The 18,332-nt window shown below is 61.9% G+C and carries 13 protein-coding genes and 1 riboswitch; of the genes, 10 read left to right on the forward strand and 3 right to left on the reverse strand.

What is annotated here, in order from left to right:
- Positions 1–187: 187 nt before the first annotated feature.
- The gene (gene valS, locus AC1DD5_RS18250; RefSeq protein ID WP_477522345.1) at positions 188–2,809 is read right to left on the reverse strand and encodes a valine--tRNA ligase; all 2,622 of its coding nucleotides are present in this window, start codon (positions 2,807–2,809) and stop codon (positions 188–190) included.
- Between the two features lie 50 nt (positions 2,810–2,859).
- Between valS and AC1DD5_RS18255 the strand changes: the two genes are divergently transcribed.
- Entirely contained in the window at positions 2,860–3,231 is a 372-nt protein-coding gene (locus AC1DD5_RS18255) for a DUF488 domain-containing protein (protein WP_477522346.1), read from the forward strand.
- 22 nt (positions 3,232–3,253) lie between these two features.
- Complete coding sequence (locus AC1DD5_RS18260) at positions 3,254–4,033, forward strand: SDR family oxidoreductase (protein ID WP_477522347.1); 780 nt, start codon at positions 3,254–3,256, stop codon at positions 4,031–4,033.
- 13 nt (positions 4,034–4,046) lie between these two features.
- On the opposite strand, the gene AC1DD5_RS18265 is transcribed toward AC1DD5_RS18260, so the two are convergent.
- Positions 4,047–5,117, reverse strand: coding sequence for an endonuclease/exonuclease/phosphatase family protein (locus tag AC1DD5_RS18265; RefSeq protein WP_477522348.1), 1,071 nt, complete (start codon positions 5,115–5,117; stop codon positions 4,047–4,049).
- A gap of 340 nt (positions 5,118–5,457) precedes the next feature.
- Between AC1DD5_RS18265 and ileS the strand changes: the two genes are divergently transcribed.
- From ileS to ndk, 4 genes are read left to right on the forward strand one after another with little or no spacing between them, the layout of a single operon-like run.
- Positions 5,458–8,766, forward strand: coding sequence for an isoleucine--tRNA ligase (ileS, locus tag AC1DD5_RS18270; protein ID WP_477522349.1), 3,309 nt, complete (start codon positions 5,458–5,460; stop codon positions 8,764–8,766).
- Between the two features lie 3 nt (positions 8,767–8,769).
- Complete coding sequence (locus AC1DD5_RS18275) at positions 8,770–10,131, forward strand: bifunctional folylpolyglutamate synthase/dihydrofolate synthase (RefSeq protein ID WP_477522350.1); 1,362 nt, start codon at positions 8,770–8,772, stop codon at positions 10,129–10,131.
- 2 nt (positions 10,132–10,133) lie between these two features.
- A complete protein-coding gene (locus AC1DD5_RS18280) occupies positions 10,134–10,586 on the forward strand; it encodes a DUF4233 domain-containing protein (protein WP_477522351.1) in 453 nt (150 codons plus the stop codon).
- Positions 10,587–10,627: 41 nt separating this feature from the next.
- The gene (ndk, locus tag AC1DD5_RS18285; RefSeq protein ID WP_216925485.1) at positions 10,628–11,047 is read left to right on the forward strand and encodes a nucleoside-diphosphate kinase; all 420 of its coding nucleotides are present in this window, start codon (positions 10,628–10,630) and stop codon (positions 11,045–11,047) included.
- 79 nt (positions 11,048–11,126) lie between these two features.
- On the opposite strand, the gene AC1DD5_RS18290 is transcribed toward ndk, so the two are convergent.
- Positions 11,127–11,822 carry a vitamin K epoxide reductase family protein gene (locus tag AC1DD5_RS18290; protein WP_477522352.1) on the reverse strand — a complete coding sequence of 232 codons (696 nt, stop codon included), beginning with the start codon at positions 11,820–11,822 and terminating at the stop codon, positions 11,127–11,129.
- Between the two features lie 479 nt (positions 11,823–12,301).
- On the opposite strand from AC1DD5_RS18290, the gene AC1DD5_RS18295 reads away from it, so the two are divergent.
- The 4 genes from AC1DD5_RS18295 (at position 12,302) to rpmA (ending at position 18,324) form a co-directional block, all read left to right on the forward strand.
- Positions 12,302–15,520, forward strand: a complete 3,219-nt coding sequence (locus AC1DD5_RS18295; RefSeq protein ID WP_477522353.1) for an Rne/Rng family ribonuclease — start codon at positions 12,302–12,304, stop codon at positions 15,518–15,520.
- A gap of 146 nt (positions 15,521–15,666) precedes the next feature.
- Positions 15,667–15,764, forward strand: a riboswitch (TPP riboswitch).
- On the forward strand, positions 15,756–17,315 hold the full coding sequence (locus tag AC1DD5_RS18300) for a bifunctional hydroxymethylpyrimidine kinase/phosphomethylpyrimidine kinase (protein WP_477522354.1): 1,560 nt from the start codon (positions 15,756–15,758) through the stop codon (positions 17,313–17,315). Its footprint overlaps the riboswitch before it by 9 nt.
- A 377-nt stretch (positions 17,316–17,692) precedes the next feature.
- On the forward strand, positions 17,693–18,001 hold the full coding sequence (gene rplU, locus AC1DD5_RS18305; protein ID WP_216925647.1) for a 50S ribosomal protein L21: 309 nt from the start codon (positions 17,693–17,695) through the stop codon (positions 17,999–18,001).
- Between the two features lie 59 nt (positions 18,002–18,060).
- Positions 18,061–18,324: a 50S ribosomal protein L27 gene (gene rpmA, locus AC1DD5_RS18310; RefSeq protein ID WP_021470683.1), complete on the forward strand. Its 264-nt coding sequence runs from the start codon at positions 18,061–18,063 to the stop codon at positions 18,322–18,324.
- The last annotated feature ends 8 nt before the right edge of the window (positions 18,325–18,332 follow it).

Below are 18,332 nucleotides of genomic sequence, written 5' to 3' on the forward strand. Positions count from 1 at the left end.
CAAAGATTCAGTGATATGCAACCAACGCAGCCTTTGGCAAAGTTGGAAGCAAGCTACCAGTGACGAGGTAGTAAGACCTGAAATTCCGAGGATTCCGCCAGACTGTCAAGCCGTCACCAGACAGCCGAAAAGTCGAAGCCCCACCAACGGCAAAACGCTGATGGGGCTTCCCCTTTGCCCAAAAATTCTAGACGGCGGGCGTTTCCTCTGCTGGTGCCAGGACGACATCGCTGACCGTCAGCTCACCCTCGCCGGACTGGAGTGCAATCTCCTGGGCGTTAGCGGCGGCCTTCAGGTCTCCGAGTCCGGCCTTCAGCTGTGCAACCAGCATTTCATTGGCCGTGATGGAGGCCGAGAGTACTGCGGTGCGCTGCTTCACTTTGGCCTCGGACTTGGCCTTGCGGATGCCACTCAGTGCTACGCCAACAGTGCCAAGCATCGTGGTGTCGCCGTCGGCGATTTCCAGTGCGGCCGGCCACTGGGCGCGGTGAACCGAGCCGGTGCGCCACCAGCTCCACACCTCTTCGGTTGCGAAGGGCAGGAACGGTGCGAAAAGGCGCAGCAAGGAGTCCAGCGTGGTGGCCAAGGCAGCCAGCACGGATGCTTGCTCGGACTCCCCGGCCGCACCGTAGGCGCGGTCCTTGATCAGCTCGACGTAGTCATCAGTGAACTGCCAGAAGAATGACTCGGTGATCTGCAGTGCCCGGGCGTAGTCGTAGTTTTCGAAGGCCTTGGTGGACTGGGCAACGACGTCCGACAACTGCGCCAGCAGTGCCCGGTCCAGCGGATTGGTCAGCACGGAGAGATCGCTGGACACCACGGAGTTTTCGGTGGCGCCAAGGTTCAATACGAACTTGGAGGCGTTGAGCAGCTTGATGGCCAACCGACGGCCGATCTTCATCTGCGCGATCTCATACGCCGTGTCTGCGCCGAGCTTGGCCGAAGCTGCCCAGTAGCGGACGGCGTCAGAGCCGAACTCGTTCAGGACGTCCGTGGGGACAACCACGTTGCCCTTGGACTTGGACATCTTTTTGCGGTCCGGGTCAAGAATCCATCCGGAGATAGCTGCATGCTTCCAGGGCGCGCTCTTCTGCAGGGCATCAGCGCGGACAGCGGAGGAGAACAGCCACGTGCGGATGATGTCGTGACCCTGGGGGCGGAGGTCGAAGGGGTAGACCTTGGAGAACAGTTTCTCGTCACGGCTCCAGCCACCCACGATCTGCGGGGTAAGGGAGGACGTGGCCCAGGTGTCCAGGACGTCGGCGTCACCTGTGAAGCCGTTGGCCTGATCGCGTTGCGCTTCCTCAAAGCCAGGGGCTGCATCTGCGGCGGGATCCACGGGGAGCATGTCGTCCGAGGGCAGGATGGGGTGGTCGTAGTCCGGGTTGCCCTGCGCATCCAGGGGGTACCAGACGGGGATGGGCACGCCGAAGAAGCGTTGGCGCGATACGAGCCAGTCGCCGTTCAGTCCTGCAATCCAGTTCTCGTAGCGGGAGCGCATGAAGGAGGGGTGGAAGGCGATTTCCTGGCCGCGGCCGATCAGGCGTTCGCGGCGTTCTTCGTCTCGCCCGCCGTTGCGGATGTACCACTGGCGTGAGGTCACGACCTCCAGGGGCTTGTCGCCCTTTTCGAAGAAGTTCACAGGGTGCGTGATCTTCTTTGGTTCGCCGTCCAACAGGTCTGCTGCAGTGAGGAGCTCTACGACTGCTTCTTTAGCGGAGAAAGCCGTCTTGCCGGCGATCGCAGCGTAGGCTTCCTTGCCGGCGTCGGTGGTGATCCATTCCGGGGTTTCGGCGATGATGCGGCCGTCGCGGCCCATGATGGCGCGTGTAGGCAACTGCAGTTCACGCCACCAGGTGACGTCGGTGAGGTCACCAAAGGTGCAGACCATGGCAATGCCGGAACCCTTGTCCGCCTTGGCGAGCGGGTGGGCCTTGACTTCAAGCTCTACATCGAACAGCGGGGATTTCACTGTTTTGCCGAAGAGCGGCTTGTACCGTTCGTCGTCGGGGTTTGCCACCAGGGCAGCGCAGGCGGCAAGAAGCTCCGGGCGTGTGGTTTCGATGAAAATCTTTTCGCCGTCTTCAGTGAAGAACGGGTAGCGGTAGTAGGCGCCGGCAACCTCGCGGTCCTCCAGCTCAGCCTGGGCAACGGCGGTGCGGAAGGTAACATCCCAGAGCGTGGGCGCCTCGGCCATGTAAGCGTCGCCGGCAGAGAGGTTGGCGAGGAAGGCACGCTGGGATACCGCACGGGAGGTGTCGTCGATGGTGCGGTACGTCAGGTCCCAGTCCACGGACAAACCGAGGGTCTGGAACAGGTTCTCGAAGACTTCCTCGTCCTCGACAGCGAGTTCCTCGCACAGCTCGATAAAGTTCTGCCGGGAAACGACGTCGAAATCGCGCTGGTTCTTGGCCGGCTGTGCGGGAGGGCGGTAGTCCGCGTTGTAGGGGATGGCAGGATCGCAGCGCACACCGTAGTAGTTCTGGACGCGACGCTCGGTGGGCAGGCCGTTGTCGTCCCAACCCATGGGGTAGAAGACGTTCTTTCCGGTCATGCGCATGTAGCGGGCCTGGACGTCTGTCTGGGTGAACGAGAACATGTGCCCCACGTGCAGGGAGCCCGAGGCGGTCGGCGGGGGAGTGTCGATCGAGTAGACCTGCTCCCGGGTGGTGTCCGGATTGAACTTGTAGGTTCCTTCGTCCAGCCAGCGCTGCGTCAGCGTGGCCTCCAGACCTTCGAGGGCCGGTTTGTCGGGAACGTTGATGGGGGCGGTGGCGGGCGTGTCTGTACCCTGCGTTGATTCAGCCATGGGTCAATTGTTTCATGGCCCAGGACGGCGGCTTGCCGTAGCATGCCGTCATGGCTGGCCATCAAAGCGTTTTCGTCCTCAAACGCATCTACGATGAACCCGCTGACGACGACGGCTTCCGGGTTTTAGTGGACCGTCTCTGGCCGCGCGGGGTGTCCAAGGACAAAGCCCACTTGGATCTTTGGCTCAAGGACGTTGCCCCATCGCCGCCGTTGCGGACCGGGTTCGCCCACATGCAGGAACGATTCGCCGATTTCAGGCAGCAGTACGAGGCTGAGTTGGACGGAAATCCCGCAGTTCAGACCTTGCTGGAGTTGGCGGCGTCGAATCCGCGGGTCACCCTGCTTTATGCCGCACGGGATCCGCAGGTCAACCATGCCGCGGTGTTACGCGACTTCCTGCTCGGGCGAGCAGATGCTTGAGGCCTGCGGATAGTGTGGTGCCATGACTTTGGCAGCACAGACGGCTCATCCAGTACAGAACAAAACGGCAGTAGTAACCGGCGCGAGCACGGGCATTGGCGAGGCTACGGTGCGGGCGCTGGCCTCCACAGGCTGGAAGGTCTTTGCGGTTGCCCGCAGGGCCGATCGGTTGGGCGCGCTGGGTGCCGAAACCGGCGCCATTCCGTTCGCGGCTGACATTACCAGCGACGACGACGTGACAGCCCTTTTGCAGGCTGTTTCCAAAGCCGGGGGAGCCGATACCCTCATCAACATTGCCGGCGGTGCCCGGGGCGCCGACACGATCGCGAACGCCGATACTGAGGATTGGGAGTGGATGTACCAGGTCAACGTCATGGGCACCATGAAAATCACCCGGGCATTCCTTCCGATGTTGAGGAAGGACGGGGAAGGAACTGTCCTGAACCTGACATCCACCGCCGGACTGGCTGCTTACGAAGGCGGCGCCGGATACAACGCGGCAAAGTTTGCCCAGCACGCGATGACCACCGCCCTGAGGCTGGAAGAAGTGGGTAACAACATCCGGGTTATCGAGGTAGCACCGGGACTGGTCCACACTGAGGAATTTGCCCTCAACCGGCTGGGCGACAAGGACGCAGCCGCCAAGGTTTATGCCGGAGTCGAAAAGCCCCTCACGGCAGAGGATGTGGCCGACGTCGTCAAGTACGCAGTCTCGCTGCCACACCACATCAACCTGGACCAGATCGTTATCCGCCCTGTTGCGCAGGCGGCCAACCACAAGCTCATCCGCAAGGAAAGCTGAAGCACAGGGCGTACTAGCTGGCGGGAATAATCAGCGTTGCCACAATGGCCGCATGGTCAGAACCGGAAACCTGGTGGACTCCGTAGCCGCTGCTGCTGATCCGGGGCGAGGTAACCATATGGTCGATCACGATTCCCGGAAGAGGTGGTCCCTCCATTGGCCAAGTGGGAGAGAACCGCCCGCCTGAGGCTGTTCCGACGTCGACGAGCTTTTTCCCGTCCTGCCCACCGCCCAGGGCAGGATCAAGCAATGCACGGAACTCGGAGTGATCGTAGGTGGAGTTGTAGTCGCCCATCAGCAGGTGATGTCCCGGCCGGGAGGCCTGTCGGGCAACCTGGACGAGGTCGCTGCGCCACTGCTGGATCCGCTCATCAACCGGGGGCAGAGCATGAACGTTCGTGAGGTTCAACGTGGCCTTGGAAGTGCCCGGATCGGTGATGCTGACCGGATCTGTGATGAGGACCCGCGTGACGTCCATCCGGAACGGTGTATCAGGCAGAAGGCCCTCCGGCTGCAAAGGAAACACGGAATACACGGCGCCACCGGAAGCGTCGTCGTTGGGTTCGCTCAGAAGGTTCGGCAGTAACGACTCCAGACCCTCGGAGCGCAGACGGTCTTCCAGCCCCTGCGTATGTTCCTGGAGGGTCAAGAGCTGAACACCGTTGTCCCGGACCAGCTTTACGATGGCGCTGGCGTCAGCCTCACCATATTCAGTGTTGAGGCTCATCACCTTCAGGGAAACAGTCACGGTCCCGGCAGGAACGGTTTCCCTTCCAGTGTCAAGCGGAAACAGCCAGAACAGCTGGAGAGCCAGCAGGGCCGCCGTCGTGATGATGACCCATAGGCGACGCCCCACCAACGCAAGGACCATCGCCAGGGCCGAGGGCAGCGCCATCCACGGGGTGAACGACAACAGTTGAACAACCACCAGCGTCCACTCCGTGGGGACCGCCCTGAACAGGGACATTCCTGCCACCGGCAACACCAAGAGCAGGGCCAGCACCGACCAAATTGGGGATGCCTGGCCACTCAACCAGCGTTTTACCGGGTGTGCGGCTGGAAGGACAGCGGCGGGGTTGGTCATGGGGTCGAGTCTATGCAGCCGAGGGCATCCAGCTGATCCACCCGAAGGATGATCCTGCGAGTGGAGCACCGGGCTCTCCTGCCGCTAGACTTGGGAGACCAGCTTTGACCCGGCCATCACCGGTGAGCTTCCGGAAGAACAGCACTGACCACCGCAAAGGTGCCAAGCGCCCAGTAGAACCGGACGGGTAAGCCCGTCACAGCAGTAATGAGAGGCCGGAACCGGCCGTGCCCCCACCAAGGGCGCCATGGATCCGGTAAGTGAGGTGGTACCGCGGCAACAGCAAACACTGAAGCCGTCCTCGCATCCTGACAGTCAACCAGCTATCACAGGATATGAGATGACCCACTACCCCAAGGCCTCAGCGTCTCCTTCAGGCACGCACGGCGTGTCCGCTTCCGTGAAGTTCCCGGAAATCGAAGAGCGCATCCTCAAGTACTGGGATGAAGACGGCACCTTCCAGGCAAGCATCGACCAGCGTGATGCAGGCAAAGACGGCAGCAACGAATTCGTCTTCTACGATGGCCCTCCCTTCGCCAACGGCCTCCCGCACTACGGCCACCTCCTCACTGGTTACGCCAAAGACCTTGTAGGGCGCTACCAAACGCAGCGCGGAAAGCGCGTGGAACGCCGCTTCGGCTGGGACACCCACGGGCTCCCCGCTGAATTGGAAGCCATGAAGCAGCTGGGCATGACTGACAAGACCCAGATCGAAGCCATGGGCATCGATAAATTCAACGACGCCTGCCGCGCCTCCGTGATGAAGTACGCCAACGAATGGAAGGCCTACGTCACCCGCCAGGCCCGCTGGGTGGACTTCGACAACGATTACAAGACACTCAACGTCGAGTACATGGAATCAGTGCTGTGGGCCTTCAAGCAGTTGCATGAGAAGGGCCTCACCTATAACGGGTACCGCGTGCTCCCCTACTGCTGGAAGGACGAGACCCCGCTCTCCAACCATGAACTCCGCATGGACGACGACGTCTACAAGAACCGCCAGGACCAGACCGTCACGGTGACGTTCCCCATCAAAGCCGGTTCGTCTGAACTCTCACAGGCGCTCGCAGGCGTCCAGGCCCTGGCCTGGACCACTACGCCCTGGACGCTGCCCACCAACCTGGCGCTCGCCGTCGGGCCTGGGATTTCTTACGCCGTCCTGCCCGCCGGCCCGAATGGCGTCAAGGCTGCTTCTGCCGAAGCGCCGGTCTCGGGCAGCTTCCTTCTGGCCGCTGACCTCGTGGGGACCTACGCCAAGGATTTGGGGTACGACGACGCAGAGGCCGCAACTTCCGCCGTTGTTTCCAAGCACACAGGCGCCGAGTTGGCGGGCCTTGAGTACGAGCCGTTGTGGAACGACTTCGCCGATGCTGAGAAGTACGGCACCCAAAACGCCTGGCGCTTCCTGGTGGCGGACTACGTCACCACCACAGACGGTACGGGTATCGTGCACCAGGCGCCTGCCTACGGCGAGGATGACCAGAAGGTCTGTGAAGACGCCGGCATCCCCGTTGTCCTGTCCGTGGACGAGGGCGCGAAGTTCCTGCCGTTGTTTGCGCACGGAGAACTGGCCTCCATTGTGGGCCTGCAGGTCTTCGATGCCAACAAGCCCATCACCCAGGTCCTCCGCGCGGACGGCCGCCTGGTCCGCCAGGCCAGCTACGAGCACAGCTACCCGCACTGCTGGCGTTGCCGGAACCCGCTGATCTACCGGGCCGTATCGTCCTGGTACGTCGAGGTCACCAAGTTCAAGGACCGCATGTCCGAACTGAACCAGGAGATCAACTGGATCCCCGGCAACGTCAAGGATGGCCAGTTCGGCAAGTGGCTGGAGAACGCCCGGGACTGGTCCATCAGTCGTAACCGCTATTGGGGTTCGCCGATTCCCGTATGGCAGTCCGATGACCCCGAGTACCCGCGGACTGACGTTTACGGCTCGCTGGCTGACATTGAAGCGGACTTCGGCCGTCTGCCGGTCAACAACGAAGGACAAGTGGACCTGCACAGGCCGTTCATCGATGAGCTGACGCGCCCCAACCCGGACGACCCCCGTACGCCGGCTGAGGGGCAATCCACCATGCGCCGCGTCGAAGACGTCCTGGACGTCTGGTTCGACTCCGGCTCGATGCCCTACGGTCAGGTGCACTACCCGTTCCAGAACGAGGAATGGTTCGACACCCACAACCCTGCGGACTTCATCGTGGAGTACATCGGCCAGACCCGTGGCTGGTTCTACATGCTTCACATCCTGTCCACGGCGCTGTTTGACCGTCCCGCTTTCCGCAACGTCATCAGCCACGGCATCGTCTTGGGCTCCGACGGCCAAAAAATGTCCAAGAGCCTGCGGAACTATCCGGACGTTTCCGAGGTCCTGGACCGTGACGGCTCCGACGCCATGCGCTGGTTCCTCATGTCCAGCCCGATCCTTCGCGGCGGCAACTTGGTGGTTACCGAGCAAGGCATCCGCGACGGCGTCCGCCAGGTCATCTTGCCGCTGTGGAATGTTTACAGCTTCTTCACGCTGTACACGAACGCTTCGAACGGCGGTTCGGGCTATGAGGCAAAGCTGCGCTATGACGGCTACTCCGACACGATGGACCAATACCTCCTAGCCAACACAGGAGACCTGGTCCGGAACATCACTGCCAGCCTGGACAGCTACGACATCTCCGGGGCCTGCGATGAACTGCGCAGCTACCTGGATATGCTCACCAACTGGTACGTTCGTCGCAGCCGCCAGCGCTTCTTCGACGAGAATGTTGATGCCTTTGACGCCTTGTACACCGCCCTCGAAGCTGTGTGCCGCGTTTCGGCTTCCTTGCTGCCGCTGGTGACCGAGGAGATCTGGCGCGGGCTGACAGGCGGCCGCTCTGTGCACCTGGCTGACTGGCCTGATGCTTCGCTGTTCCCGTCCAACCCGCAACTGGTTGAAGCGATGGACCGCGTGCAGCAGATCTGCTCCACCGGTTCGAGCCTGCGCAAGGCCGCTAACCTGCGGGTCCGCCTGCCGCTCCAGGAACTGACTGTGGTGGCACCTGGTGCAGATGCGCTGGAAGGCTTCGCCGCCGTCGTCGCTGATGAACTGAACCTTCGCTCGGTACGTTTGCTGGACGCTGCTTCGGCTTCGCCGGAGGAATTCGGCATCGAGCAGAAACTGGTGGTCAACGCCCGGGCTGCCGGTCCGCGCCTGGGCAAGAACGTGCAGCAGGCCATCAAGGGGTCCAAGTCAGGCGACTGGTCCGTGAACGATTCAGGCGCGGTGGTGGCCGGGGGACTCGAGCTTGAGCCGCATGAATACAGCCTGGAGACTGTGGTCGGAGAAACGTCCGACGGCGGTGCTGCCGCCCGGAAGGCCGTCTCGGTGCTGCCGGGTGGGGGATTCGTCGTCCTGAACACCGAAGTCACTCCTGAGCTTGCTGCGGAAGGACTTGCCCGTGACATGGTTCGTTCCATCCAGCAAGCACGCAAGGATGCTGGACTGAATGTCAGCGACCGCATCCGCACGTCTGTCCAGGCACAGCAGGACGTTGTTGATGCCTTGGAAGCCAACGCTGAGCTCGTCAAGACCGAGACGCTGTCCCTGGAATTGGAAGTTCTTCTCTCCAGCGCCGAGGAACCGCGCGTCACCGTAGCAAAGGCAGGGGCCTGAATTATGACTGACGAATTCTCAGTGGAAAGCGTGTACGCCGAACTTCTTGGCCGTGCACCTGAAAACAAGATGGAACCCCGGTTGGCACCACTTTTCAGGGCCATGGACGTGCTGGGGGAGCCCAACAAGGCTTTCCCGATCATCCACATCACGGGAACCAACGGCAAGACCTCCACGGCCCGCATGATTGAGGCCGGGCTTCGTGCACACGGGTTGAGCACAGGCCGTTACACCAGCCCGCACCTTTCAAAAGTCACCGAGCGCATCAGCATTGATGGTGAGCCCGTATCAGATGCGACGTTTGTTCGGATCTGGGACGAGATCCGTCCGTACCTGGAAATCGTGGACAACGAGCTCATAGCTGAGAACCAGCCCCGGCTCACATACTTTGAGTGCGTGACGATCCTTGGCTTCGCGATTTTCGCTGACCAGCCGGTGGATGTGGCGGTCATGGAAGTTGGTCTCGGCGGCATTACGGATGCCACCAATGTGGGCGATGGCCAAGTCTCTGTCATCACGCCGATCTCCCTGGACCACACGGATCTCCTGGGCGACACCACCGAGGACATCGCCTATGAGAAGGCCGGGATCATCAAACCGGGTGGTTTCCTGGTGAGCGCGGCCCAGCCGGTGGACGCTGCCCAGGTCCTGCTGGAAAAGGCCCGCGAGGTGGACGTCCCGTTCCGCTTCGAGGGTGTTGAGTTTGGTGTGGAGTCGCGCAGCGTTGCGGTGGGCGGACAAGTGCTGACCGTCCAAGGCCTGGCGGGTCGCTACGAGGACCTCCTGCTGCCTCTGCATGGTGCGCATCAGGCAGAGAATGCGGCCGTTGCTGTAGCGGCATTGGAGGCGTTCTTCGGTGGAGGAGAGAAAGAGCTCGATATAGATGTCTTGAAAGAAGCCTTCGGCAATGTGACGTCCCCCGGCCGCCTGGAAGTGGTGCGGACAGCACCGACCATCGTGGTGGATGCCGCCCACAACCCCGAAGGGATCCGTGTCTCTGCGGAGGCCATCCATGAGGCCTTCAGCTTCGGCAAGCTCGTGGTGGTCGTGGGAGTACTCCGGGAGAAGGATGCCGAGGAGATCCTGAAGACCCTGAAGGAGCAGCTCGGAGACCTGGCCGAGGAGTTCTGCTTCACCCAGTCCAACTCGCTGCGGGCCGTCCCTGCAGCGGAACTGGCCGAACTCGCCGTCGATCTTGGCTTTGGCGAGGACAACGTCCACATCGCCGAGAAACTTGATGATGCCCTGGAGTGGGCCGTTGAACGCGCCGAGTCCAATGATGACCTTTCCTGCGGCGTCCTGGTCACCGGCTCCATCACTCTGGTGGCCGAGGCACGCATCCTCCTTGGCAAGGAAGGTGCCTGACCGTGGCAAAGCTGACCAAGGCCCAGCGTGAATGGCGCCCCGGGATGCCCAAAAAGCGCCGGTCCACCAAGGTGATGTTTGCATCCACCGTGCTGTTGCTTGAAGCCTTCGTAGCCTTCTTCGGCACGTTGGTGGTCTTTGGCTTAAAGCGTGGCGAAGTGCCTCCTGGAATCATCCTGGGCGTCGGCATCACGCTCAGCGTAGTCCTCGTTCTGGCCTGTGCCGTGTTGTCCAAGCCCTGGGGAATCGGCCTGGGCTGGGGGCTGCAGCTCCTGTTGATCCTGACTGGGATCGCCGAGCCCATGATGTTCATCGTGGGCGTCCTCTTCGCCATCTGCTGGTGGTACGGAATCCGGACGGGGATGCGGATCGACCGTGAAGTGGCTCAACGGGACCGGGAACAGGCTGAATGGGATGCAACGCACAGTGACGGGGCAGGTCCGGAAACCCCGTAAACTGGCTGGGAAACCCACCCGCCCATCACATTGGAGCAACTGTGAGCATTGAACGGACCCTTGTCCTGATCAAGCCCGACGGCGTCGCCCGCAACCTCAGCGGAAGCATCCTCGCCCGGATCGAAGCCAAGGGCTACGCCTTGGCTGAGCTGAAGAAGGTCAACGCGACCCGCGAGCTGCTGGAGCAGCACTACGAAGAACACGTGGGCAAGCCGTTCTACGAACCACTGGTGGAATTCATGCTCAGTGGCCCGGTCATCGCCGCTGTCTTCGAAGGCCACCGCGTGATCGAAGGCTTCCGCTCCTTGGCGGGCACTACCGACCCCACCACTGCCGCGCCGGGCACCATCCGAGGCGACTTCGGGCGGGACTGGGGCCTGGCAGTCCAGCAGAACCTCGTGCACGGCTCGGACTCCGTTGACTCCGCCGAGCGTGAGATCAAGATCTGGTTCGCGGGCTAACGACGCCCTCGCCGAGATAACAGTTAAGGCCAATGTTCACCATGAACATTGGCCTTAACTGTCATCTCGCGGAGTTGTTTTAGTAGCCCGAGGTACCGGCGAAGACGTGGATGAAGGCGAAGAAGATCGTGGCGATCACAGCTACGTACAGCAGTGCCACAATGATCCATCCGGAGTCACCCAGGATCTTGGCCAGCGCTGGCGGGGCTTTGATGACTCCATGGGAGATGTTGCGGATGGTCACCCAGACGAACATGGGAATCATGACTGCCCACACCACCATGCAGTACGGGCACAGCACGTTGATGACGTACAGGGCCTGAGACCACAACCACACAACAAAAACGAATCCAAGGGTTACACCTGCCTGCAAGCCCAGCCAGTAACTGCGTGAATACTTGGCCCCGGCCAGGAGTCCCATGGCAGTGGTGATGATCACCGCAAAGGCAACGATCCCGATGAACATGTTGGGGAACCCGAAAACGGAGCTTTGCGGTGTCTGCATCACGGCTCCGCAGGAAACCCACGGATTCACATCGCAGAGCGTGATGTGGTTGGGGTCTTTGAGCACTGCCAGCTTCTCAAGGACCAATGCCCCGGAAGCCAGCCAGCCGACGACGCCGGTGATCAGCAGGAGCCACGCAAATGGCTTGTTCTGCACGGCCCTAGGCAGGGAATCAGGCAGGGCCGCCCGCTGCAATCCTGGCTCGGTGATCTTTCCACCTGCAGGGGTGGAGGCTTGATTGGCCAGGTTTCCCCTGGCGGTGCTTGGCATCGCGGACGCAATCCTTTTCGACAATGACCCGGCCGGTCCGGGAACGGCTCTTGTGAGGATTGTAACGCCGGAGGCTGGACATGGTCCCCAGCTTGTACAGGCACTTTCCCCACCGTGCGACACAGTCTCCTACGCTTCGAATGTGCAGGGGTGTGAGAGAATGAACATGGCCGGAAGCCGATCCACATTCGGAATCCGGTCCGGTGACTTGTTCCCAAGACCGCCAGTATGAGCAGGGCCTGCCCGGATCACGTGATCCTCGGCATGCCCGCCATGACAATGGACGGCACCTGGTTGTGGCAGCAGAACAACGGGTTTCAGAGCAAAGCCACCGGCCTTCCAGGGCTGCCGCACCCCAATGATGGTGCGAACCGGAAGGAATACTACCGACTTCTGTCAACGCCTGAGGGTTTTGACAAATAATTGCCCCACTGGGCGCCGGATGTGGCGGCGTCGCTGGGGCAGGAGTGTTGCCACATATGGATAATGACCAGGTTGTAGCCGTTAATGAAGAGGCAGCTACCGCGGAAACTGCGGAAGCGCCCAAAAAGACCACCCGGACACGGCGCAAGGCTGCGCCCAAGGTGGTCGAAACAGCCGGTACCGAAGAAGCCGTCGCTTCTGAGGAAGCTGCCGAAGAAGCCACCGGTACTGAACCCACCGAAGCAGCCGTGAAGGCGCCGGCACGCCGCAGCCGCGCGCGCAAGACAACAGTGCCTGCCGAGCCGCTCCCCGGTTTTGATGACCAGGCCGGGGTAGCGTCCCAGCCGGAAACCGATGTCGAACCTGCCCCTGAAAAGCCGGTCCGCCGTCGTCGGACTACCAAGCCCAAGGACGTAAACGCAGCTGACGCAACGGCCGCTGAGACGCCTGCAGCCTCTGCCGCCGTGGAAACCACCGAAGAAATCACGACGCCGGATGCCGCGTCCCAGCCCACGCCGGACGCTTCTGTAGAAGGCACCATTCCCGCCGAGGAAGAGGCCGAAGCTGCCGAGGAGTCCGCCCCCGGTTCAACGTCTTTGTTCCTGGAGCCGGTCTCCATTACGTCCATGATCTTCCAGGCCCCTGACCTCAGCACCGTGGCACGTCCGGCCGTCGAGGAAAAGGCCGAAGAGGCTGAAGAAACTCCGGAAACGGGGACAACCGAGGAGCTGGAGGATTCCAGCAGCCGTCGTCGTCGCCGGAGCCGTGGCCGCCGTGGTCGGCGCGGAAACGAACGCGACGAGTCCGATGCCGAGGACGGCACTGAGACTGAGGACGAAGAAGAAGCTCCGGCAGCGGAAGCGCTCGAAGAGGGCGTCACGTCGCGTCGTCGTCGCCGTCGCCGCAGGGGTGACCAGGATCTCGAACTGACTGGCGGCTCTGACGATGACCCGCCCAACACGGTGACCCGTGTCCGCGCGCCCCGCCCGATCACTGAGACGGCCCCGTCAAACCGCGTTACCAGCGTTAAGGGTTCCACCAGGCTTGAGGCCAAGAAGCAGCGCCGCCGCGAATCCCGCGAGACCGGACGTCGCCGCCAGGTGATTACCGAGGCTGAGTTCCTTGCCCGCCGCGAGTCCGTGGATCGCCAGATGATCGTCCGCCAGCGCGATGACAGAATCCAGATCGCGGTCCTTGAAGACGGCGTCTTGGCCGAGCACTTTGTGTCCAAGACCCAGCAGGACTCCCTCATCGGCAACGTGTACCTGGGCAAGGTCCAGAATGTTCTGCCTTCCATGGAGGCTGCTTTTGTTGACATCGGACGTGGCCGGAACGCGGTGTTGTATGCCGGCGAAGTGAACTGGGACGCAGTGAACCTTGAGGGCCAGCCGCGCCGGATCGAGAATGCGTTGAAGTCCGGCGATTCCGTCCTGGTACAGGTCACCAAGGACCCCGTCGGCCACAAGGGCGCCCGCCTTACCAGCCAGATTTCCCTCCCGGGCCGCTACCTTGTGTACGTGCCGGGCGGTTCCATGACCGGTATCTCGCGCAAACTGCCTGACGTCGAACGCAACCGCCTCAAGCGCATCCTCAAGGATCGATTGCCGGAGAACGCCGGCGTCATTGTGCGCACAGCCGCTGAAGGTGCTTCCGAGGAAGAACTGACGCACGATATCAACCGTCTGCGCGCGCAGTGGGAAGGCATTGAAGGGCAGGCGTCCTCCACCAAGGTGCTTGCTCCGGAACTGCTCTACGGAGAACCCGACCTCACCATCAAGGTTGTCCGGGATGTCTTCAACGAAGACTTCTCCAAGTTGATCGTTTCCGGCGACGACGCCTGGGACACCATCGAGGCTTACGTCACCTACGTTGCTCCTGATTTGGTGGGCCGCCTCGAGAAGTGGACCAAGGACCAGGACATTTTTGCTGCCTGGCGGATCGACGAACAGATCCACAAGGCGCTGGAACGCAAGGTTTTCCTGCCGTCTGGTGGTTCCCTTGTCATCGACCGCACCGAAGCCATGACTGTGGTGGACGTCAACACAGGTAAGTTCACCGGCAGCGGCGGAAACCTGGAAGAAACCGTCACCAAGAACAACCTTGAAGCAGCCGAGGAAGTTGTTCGCCAGCTGCGCCTGCGCGATATCGGTGGCATCATCGTCATCGACTTCATTGACATGGTCCTCGAATCGAACCGTGACCTGGTGCTCCGCCGAATGGTGGAATGCCTGGGTCGTGACCGCACCAAACACCAAGTGGCCGAAGTGACATCGCTGGGCCTGGTGCAGATGACGCGCAAACGCATGGGCACCGGCCTGCTCGAGGTCTTTGGTGAGCAGTGCGAGCACTGTGCCGGACGGGGTGTCGTCACCCATGATGAGCCGGTGGAGCACCGACGCGCCAACGTCGTTGCTGCCGAGCATCACCGCCCGCACGTCGAACCCCAACAGCCTGCTGCACGCACTGATCGTAAGCGCCGCCGTGGCAAGGGTGGGGGACCGGCAATGGCCGAAGTGCCTCCTACAGTCCACAGCACGCCGGCCGCCCCCGCAGCTCCTGCGACCACGGAGTCCGTGGACCCGGTCCGCCAGGCGAAGGCTGAGGCGACCAGGGCAGCTCTTGCCACGATCGCCGCTGCAGCACATGCCGCCCACCTGCACGATGACGAGGTTCACCGCGCGGAGGAGCAGGCCCGTGCAGCAGGCCAGCAGGGTCACACCGATGGATCTGCACCTGAGGCTGCAAGCGGCGAGGCTGGCGTTCCGGCTGCACCTGATACCGCCAGTCATGAGGCTGCGGTTCGGGAAGCGCGCGCCACTCCTGTTCTGCGTTTCGGTGGCGAAGAAGTGGCTCTTCCGTTTGTGGAACACCATGAGGAACCAACTGCTGGCAAGCCGGCCATGAGCCTGGACCTGCTGGCCGAGGCGTTCTCGCACCTTGGTGCCGCACCTGCTGCGGAGGAAGAGGCCACGGCTTCGGTTTCCGAACCTGCGGCTGCTTCCGCCGTTTCCCCTGCCAATGCTTCTGCTGGCATTACCGATGAGCACGATCATTCGTTGCGTTCCCGTGGTCGTCGTGGCCGGAGGAACCGCAGTGCCAGCAGGGCGCAGGGTGCCGCAAACGAAACCAGTGTGGAACACCGCGAGGTAACTGCTGCTGCCGCAGGCGGATCTGCCCATGAGGCCAAGGCGCCGGCAGCGGAAGAGCCCGCCAAAAAGAAGGTAGCGGACGAACCCATCATCCTTGGGGTGGGAGTTCCCGCTTCAGAGTTGTAAGCAGGGCAACCAGTCACTAAGCAACCAAAGAGTCCCGCAGCATCCGTTTACGGCGGATACTGCGGGGCTCTTTCGTTGCCCGCCAGTCACATCGATTCCCCGAAGCTGTCCGGTTCCCGGGGCGAGGGGCTTCCGGGCTACGCTAGGAAACTGACACGGGGTGCCGGGCACGGGCCAGGCTGAGATCCAAACCCGTTGAACCTGTCCGGTTAGCACCGGCGAAGGGATGTCCACCATGGCTTCATCGTCGAATTCCGCTGTCTACCCTGTCTACGCCGCGGGTATGGGAGCAGTCCCGGCCCGGCCACATCCGAGGGTGCTCAGCATTGCCGGCTCGGATCCTTCTGGCGGCGCCGGAATCCAGGCAGACTTGAAGAGCATCGCAGCGCACGGGGGCTATGGCATGGCTGCCATCACGGCTTTGACGGCCCAAAACACGTTGGGCGTCAGTGCAGTCCATGTTCCGCCCGTCGAGTTCCTGCGTCAGCAACTGGACGCGATCAGCAGCGATATTGAGATTGATGCGGTCAAGATCGGGATGTTGGGTGATGCGGCCGTCATCGACGAAGTCCGCAGTTGGCTCGAAGAGGTGCGTCCCGCCGTCGTGGTCCTTGACCCCGTGATGGTGGCCACCAGCGGCGACCGCCTTCTGCGGGAGACCGCTGAAACTGCGCTGCGCAGCCTCCTGCCGTTGGCGGATCTCGTCACCCCAAACCTTCCCGAGCTGGCGATGTTGCTGGGGGAGCCCGAAGCCCCCGACTGGGCTACGGCGCTTGACCAGGGTAAACGCCTGGCTGCTGAGTGTGGAACGACGGTTTTGGTAAAGGGCGGCCACTTGGCAGGAAACGACTGCCCCGATGCGCTGGTCAATACGAGCGGTTTGCTGCGACAGGACGTCATCGAGGTGCCTGGGCCCCGCGTTGATACCAGGAACAGCCACGGAACGGGGTGCTCGCTCTCCTCGGCGTTGGCCACGGTCCAAGCCCGTACCGGCGACTGGGAGGCGTCTCTCCGCGAGGTAAAGCCGTGGCTGCTGCAGGCCCTCGCGGCGGCCGACGGGCTGAAGGTAGGTAAGGGTAGCGGGCCGGTCCACCACTTCCACCACATGGAGCCAGCGCTGAATCATGCTGGGAAATCCGGGAAATCCGGCGACTTTGCCGCGCGGCTGTGGGCCGAAGCTGCGCCGGAATTGGATGCGATTTACGGTCTCGCCTTCATCCAAGGCCTGCAGTCCGGGCGGCTCCCGGAGCCCGAGTTCAACTACTACCTGGCCCAGGACGCCATTTACCTGAACGGCTACTCCCGGGTTTTGGCGCGCGCAGGCGCACTTGCCCCCACTGAAGAAGAGCAGCTCTTCTGGGCGAAGTCATCGCAACTCTGCCTTGAAGTGGAGTCCGAGCTCCATCGGAACTGGCTGAGCACGCGCTCGGCCTCAACACAGACCGGACCCGTGACAAGGTCGTACGTGGACCACCTGCTGGCCACATCAGCCTCCGGCAGTTACGCCGTGTTGCTGGCGGCAATCCTGCCCTGCTATTGGCTGTATGCGGAGGTAGGACAGCAACTCCACGCCGCCTATGTGGACGCCGGCGCCCCCAGCGAGCACCCGTACGCCGCCTGGCTGACGACGTACGCGGACGAGGAGTTTGCTGCCGCAACCCGGAAGGCGATCGACTTTACTGATGCCGCGGCAATTAGCGCCTCCGCCCAGGAGCGCGGGGCCATGGTTGAGGCCTTCGCCCAGTCTTGCCGCTACGAGACAGCCTTCTTTGATGCACCCCGGCTCTTCGCCTGAGCAGGGCTTCCGGGGTTGGCGGCTGGGCAATTCCACAAAAATCCAGCGCGTCGTCGGCCAAATCGCAGTATTCCTCCACAAACCCTGTAGGCTGTATGGGCACGGTGCCGGGAGAGTCCGTTACAACTGGTGATGCAAGTCACCCGATAGCCTCCGGACGCGGCCTCATTTGCAGCTGAAGGTCAAACTAGCGTAATCTTGATCTTCGGTGCTTACGCCAACACTTGGGTTATGCCCCTTGGAATTGTTCATGGGATGACTCGCGGGCTTCGATCAGAAGTCCACGGCGTTGAGGCACAGCGCGAACCAAGCCTGATTCCGGTTCAAGGTTCCGCACGCAAATTTAGTAAGAAACGTCGAGAGAAGTGAGTACCCAAGTGGTGTACGCGATTGTCCGCGCAGGCGGCCGCCAAGAAAAAGTTTCCGTTGGAGACTACGTAACGCTTAACCGCGTCCCCGGTGGAGCCGGCAGCACTCTTGAGCTGCCCGCCTTGCTCCTGGTTGACGGCGACAAGGTCACGTCCGCTGCTGCGGACCTGGCCAAGGTCACGGTCACGGCTGAGATCCTTGAGGACCTTCGCGGTCCCAAGATCGTCATCCAGAAGTTCAAGAACAAGACCGGCTACAAGAAGCGCCAGGGTCACCGTCAGGAACTGACCAAGATCAAGATCACGAGCATCAAGTAACTTTCGTTACTCTGTTCAGATTTTCAGTTTCCCCAGAAATTTAGAGGCAGGCATTTCACATGGCACACAAAAAAGGCGCGAGCTCCACTCGCAACGGTCGTGACTCCAACGCACAGCGCCTCGGCGTCAAGCGGTTCGGTGGCCAGGTAGTTTCCGCAGGCGAGATCATCGTTCGCCAGCGTGGAACCCACTTCCACCCCGGTGCAGGCGTCGGCCGCGGTGGCGACGACACCCTGTTCGCACTCGAGGCCGGTGCGGTTGAGTTTGGTACTCGCCGCGGCCGTCGCGTAGTGAACATCGTTGCTGCTGCAGCTGCAGAGTAACAACAAGT

The organism is Paenarthrobacter sp. 10L420, from assembly GCF_056395385.1.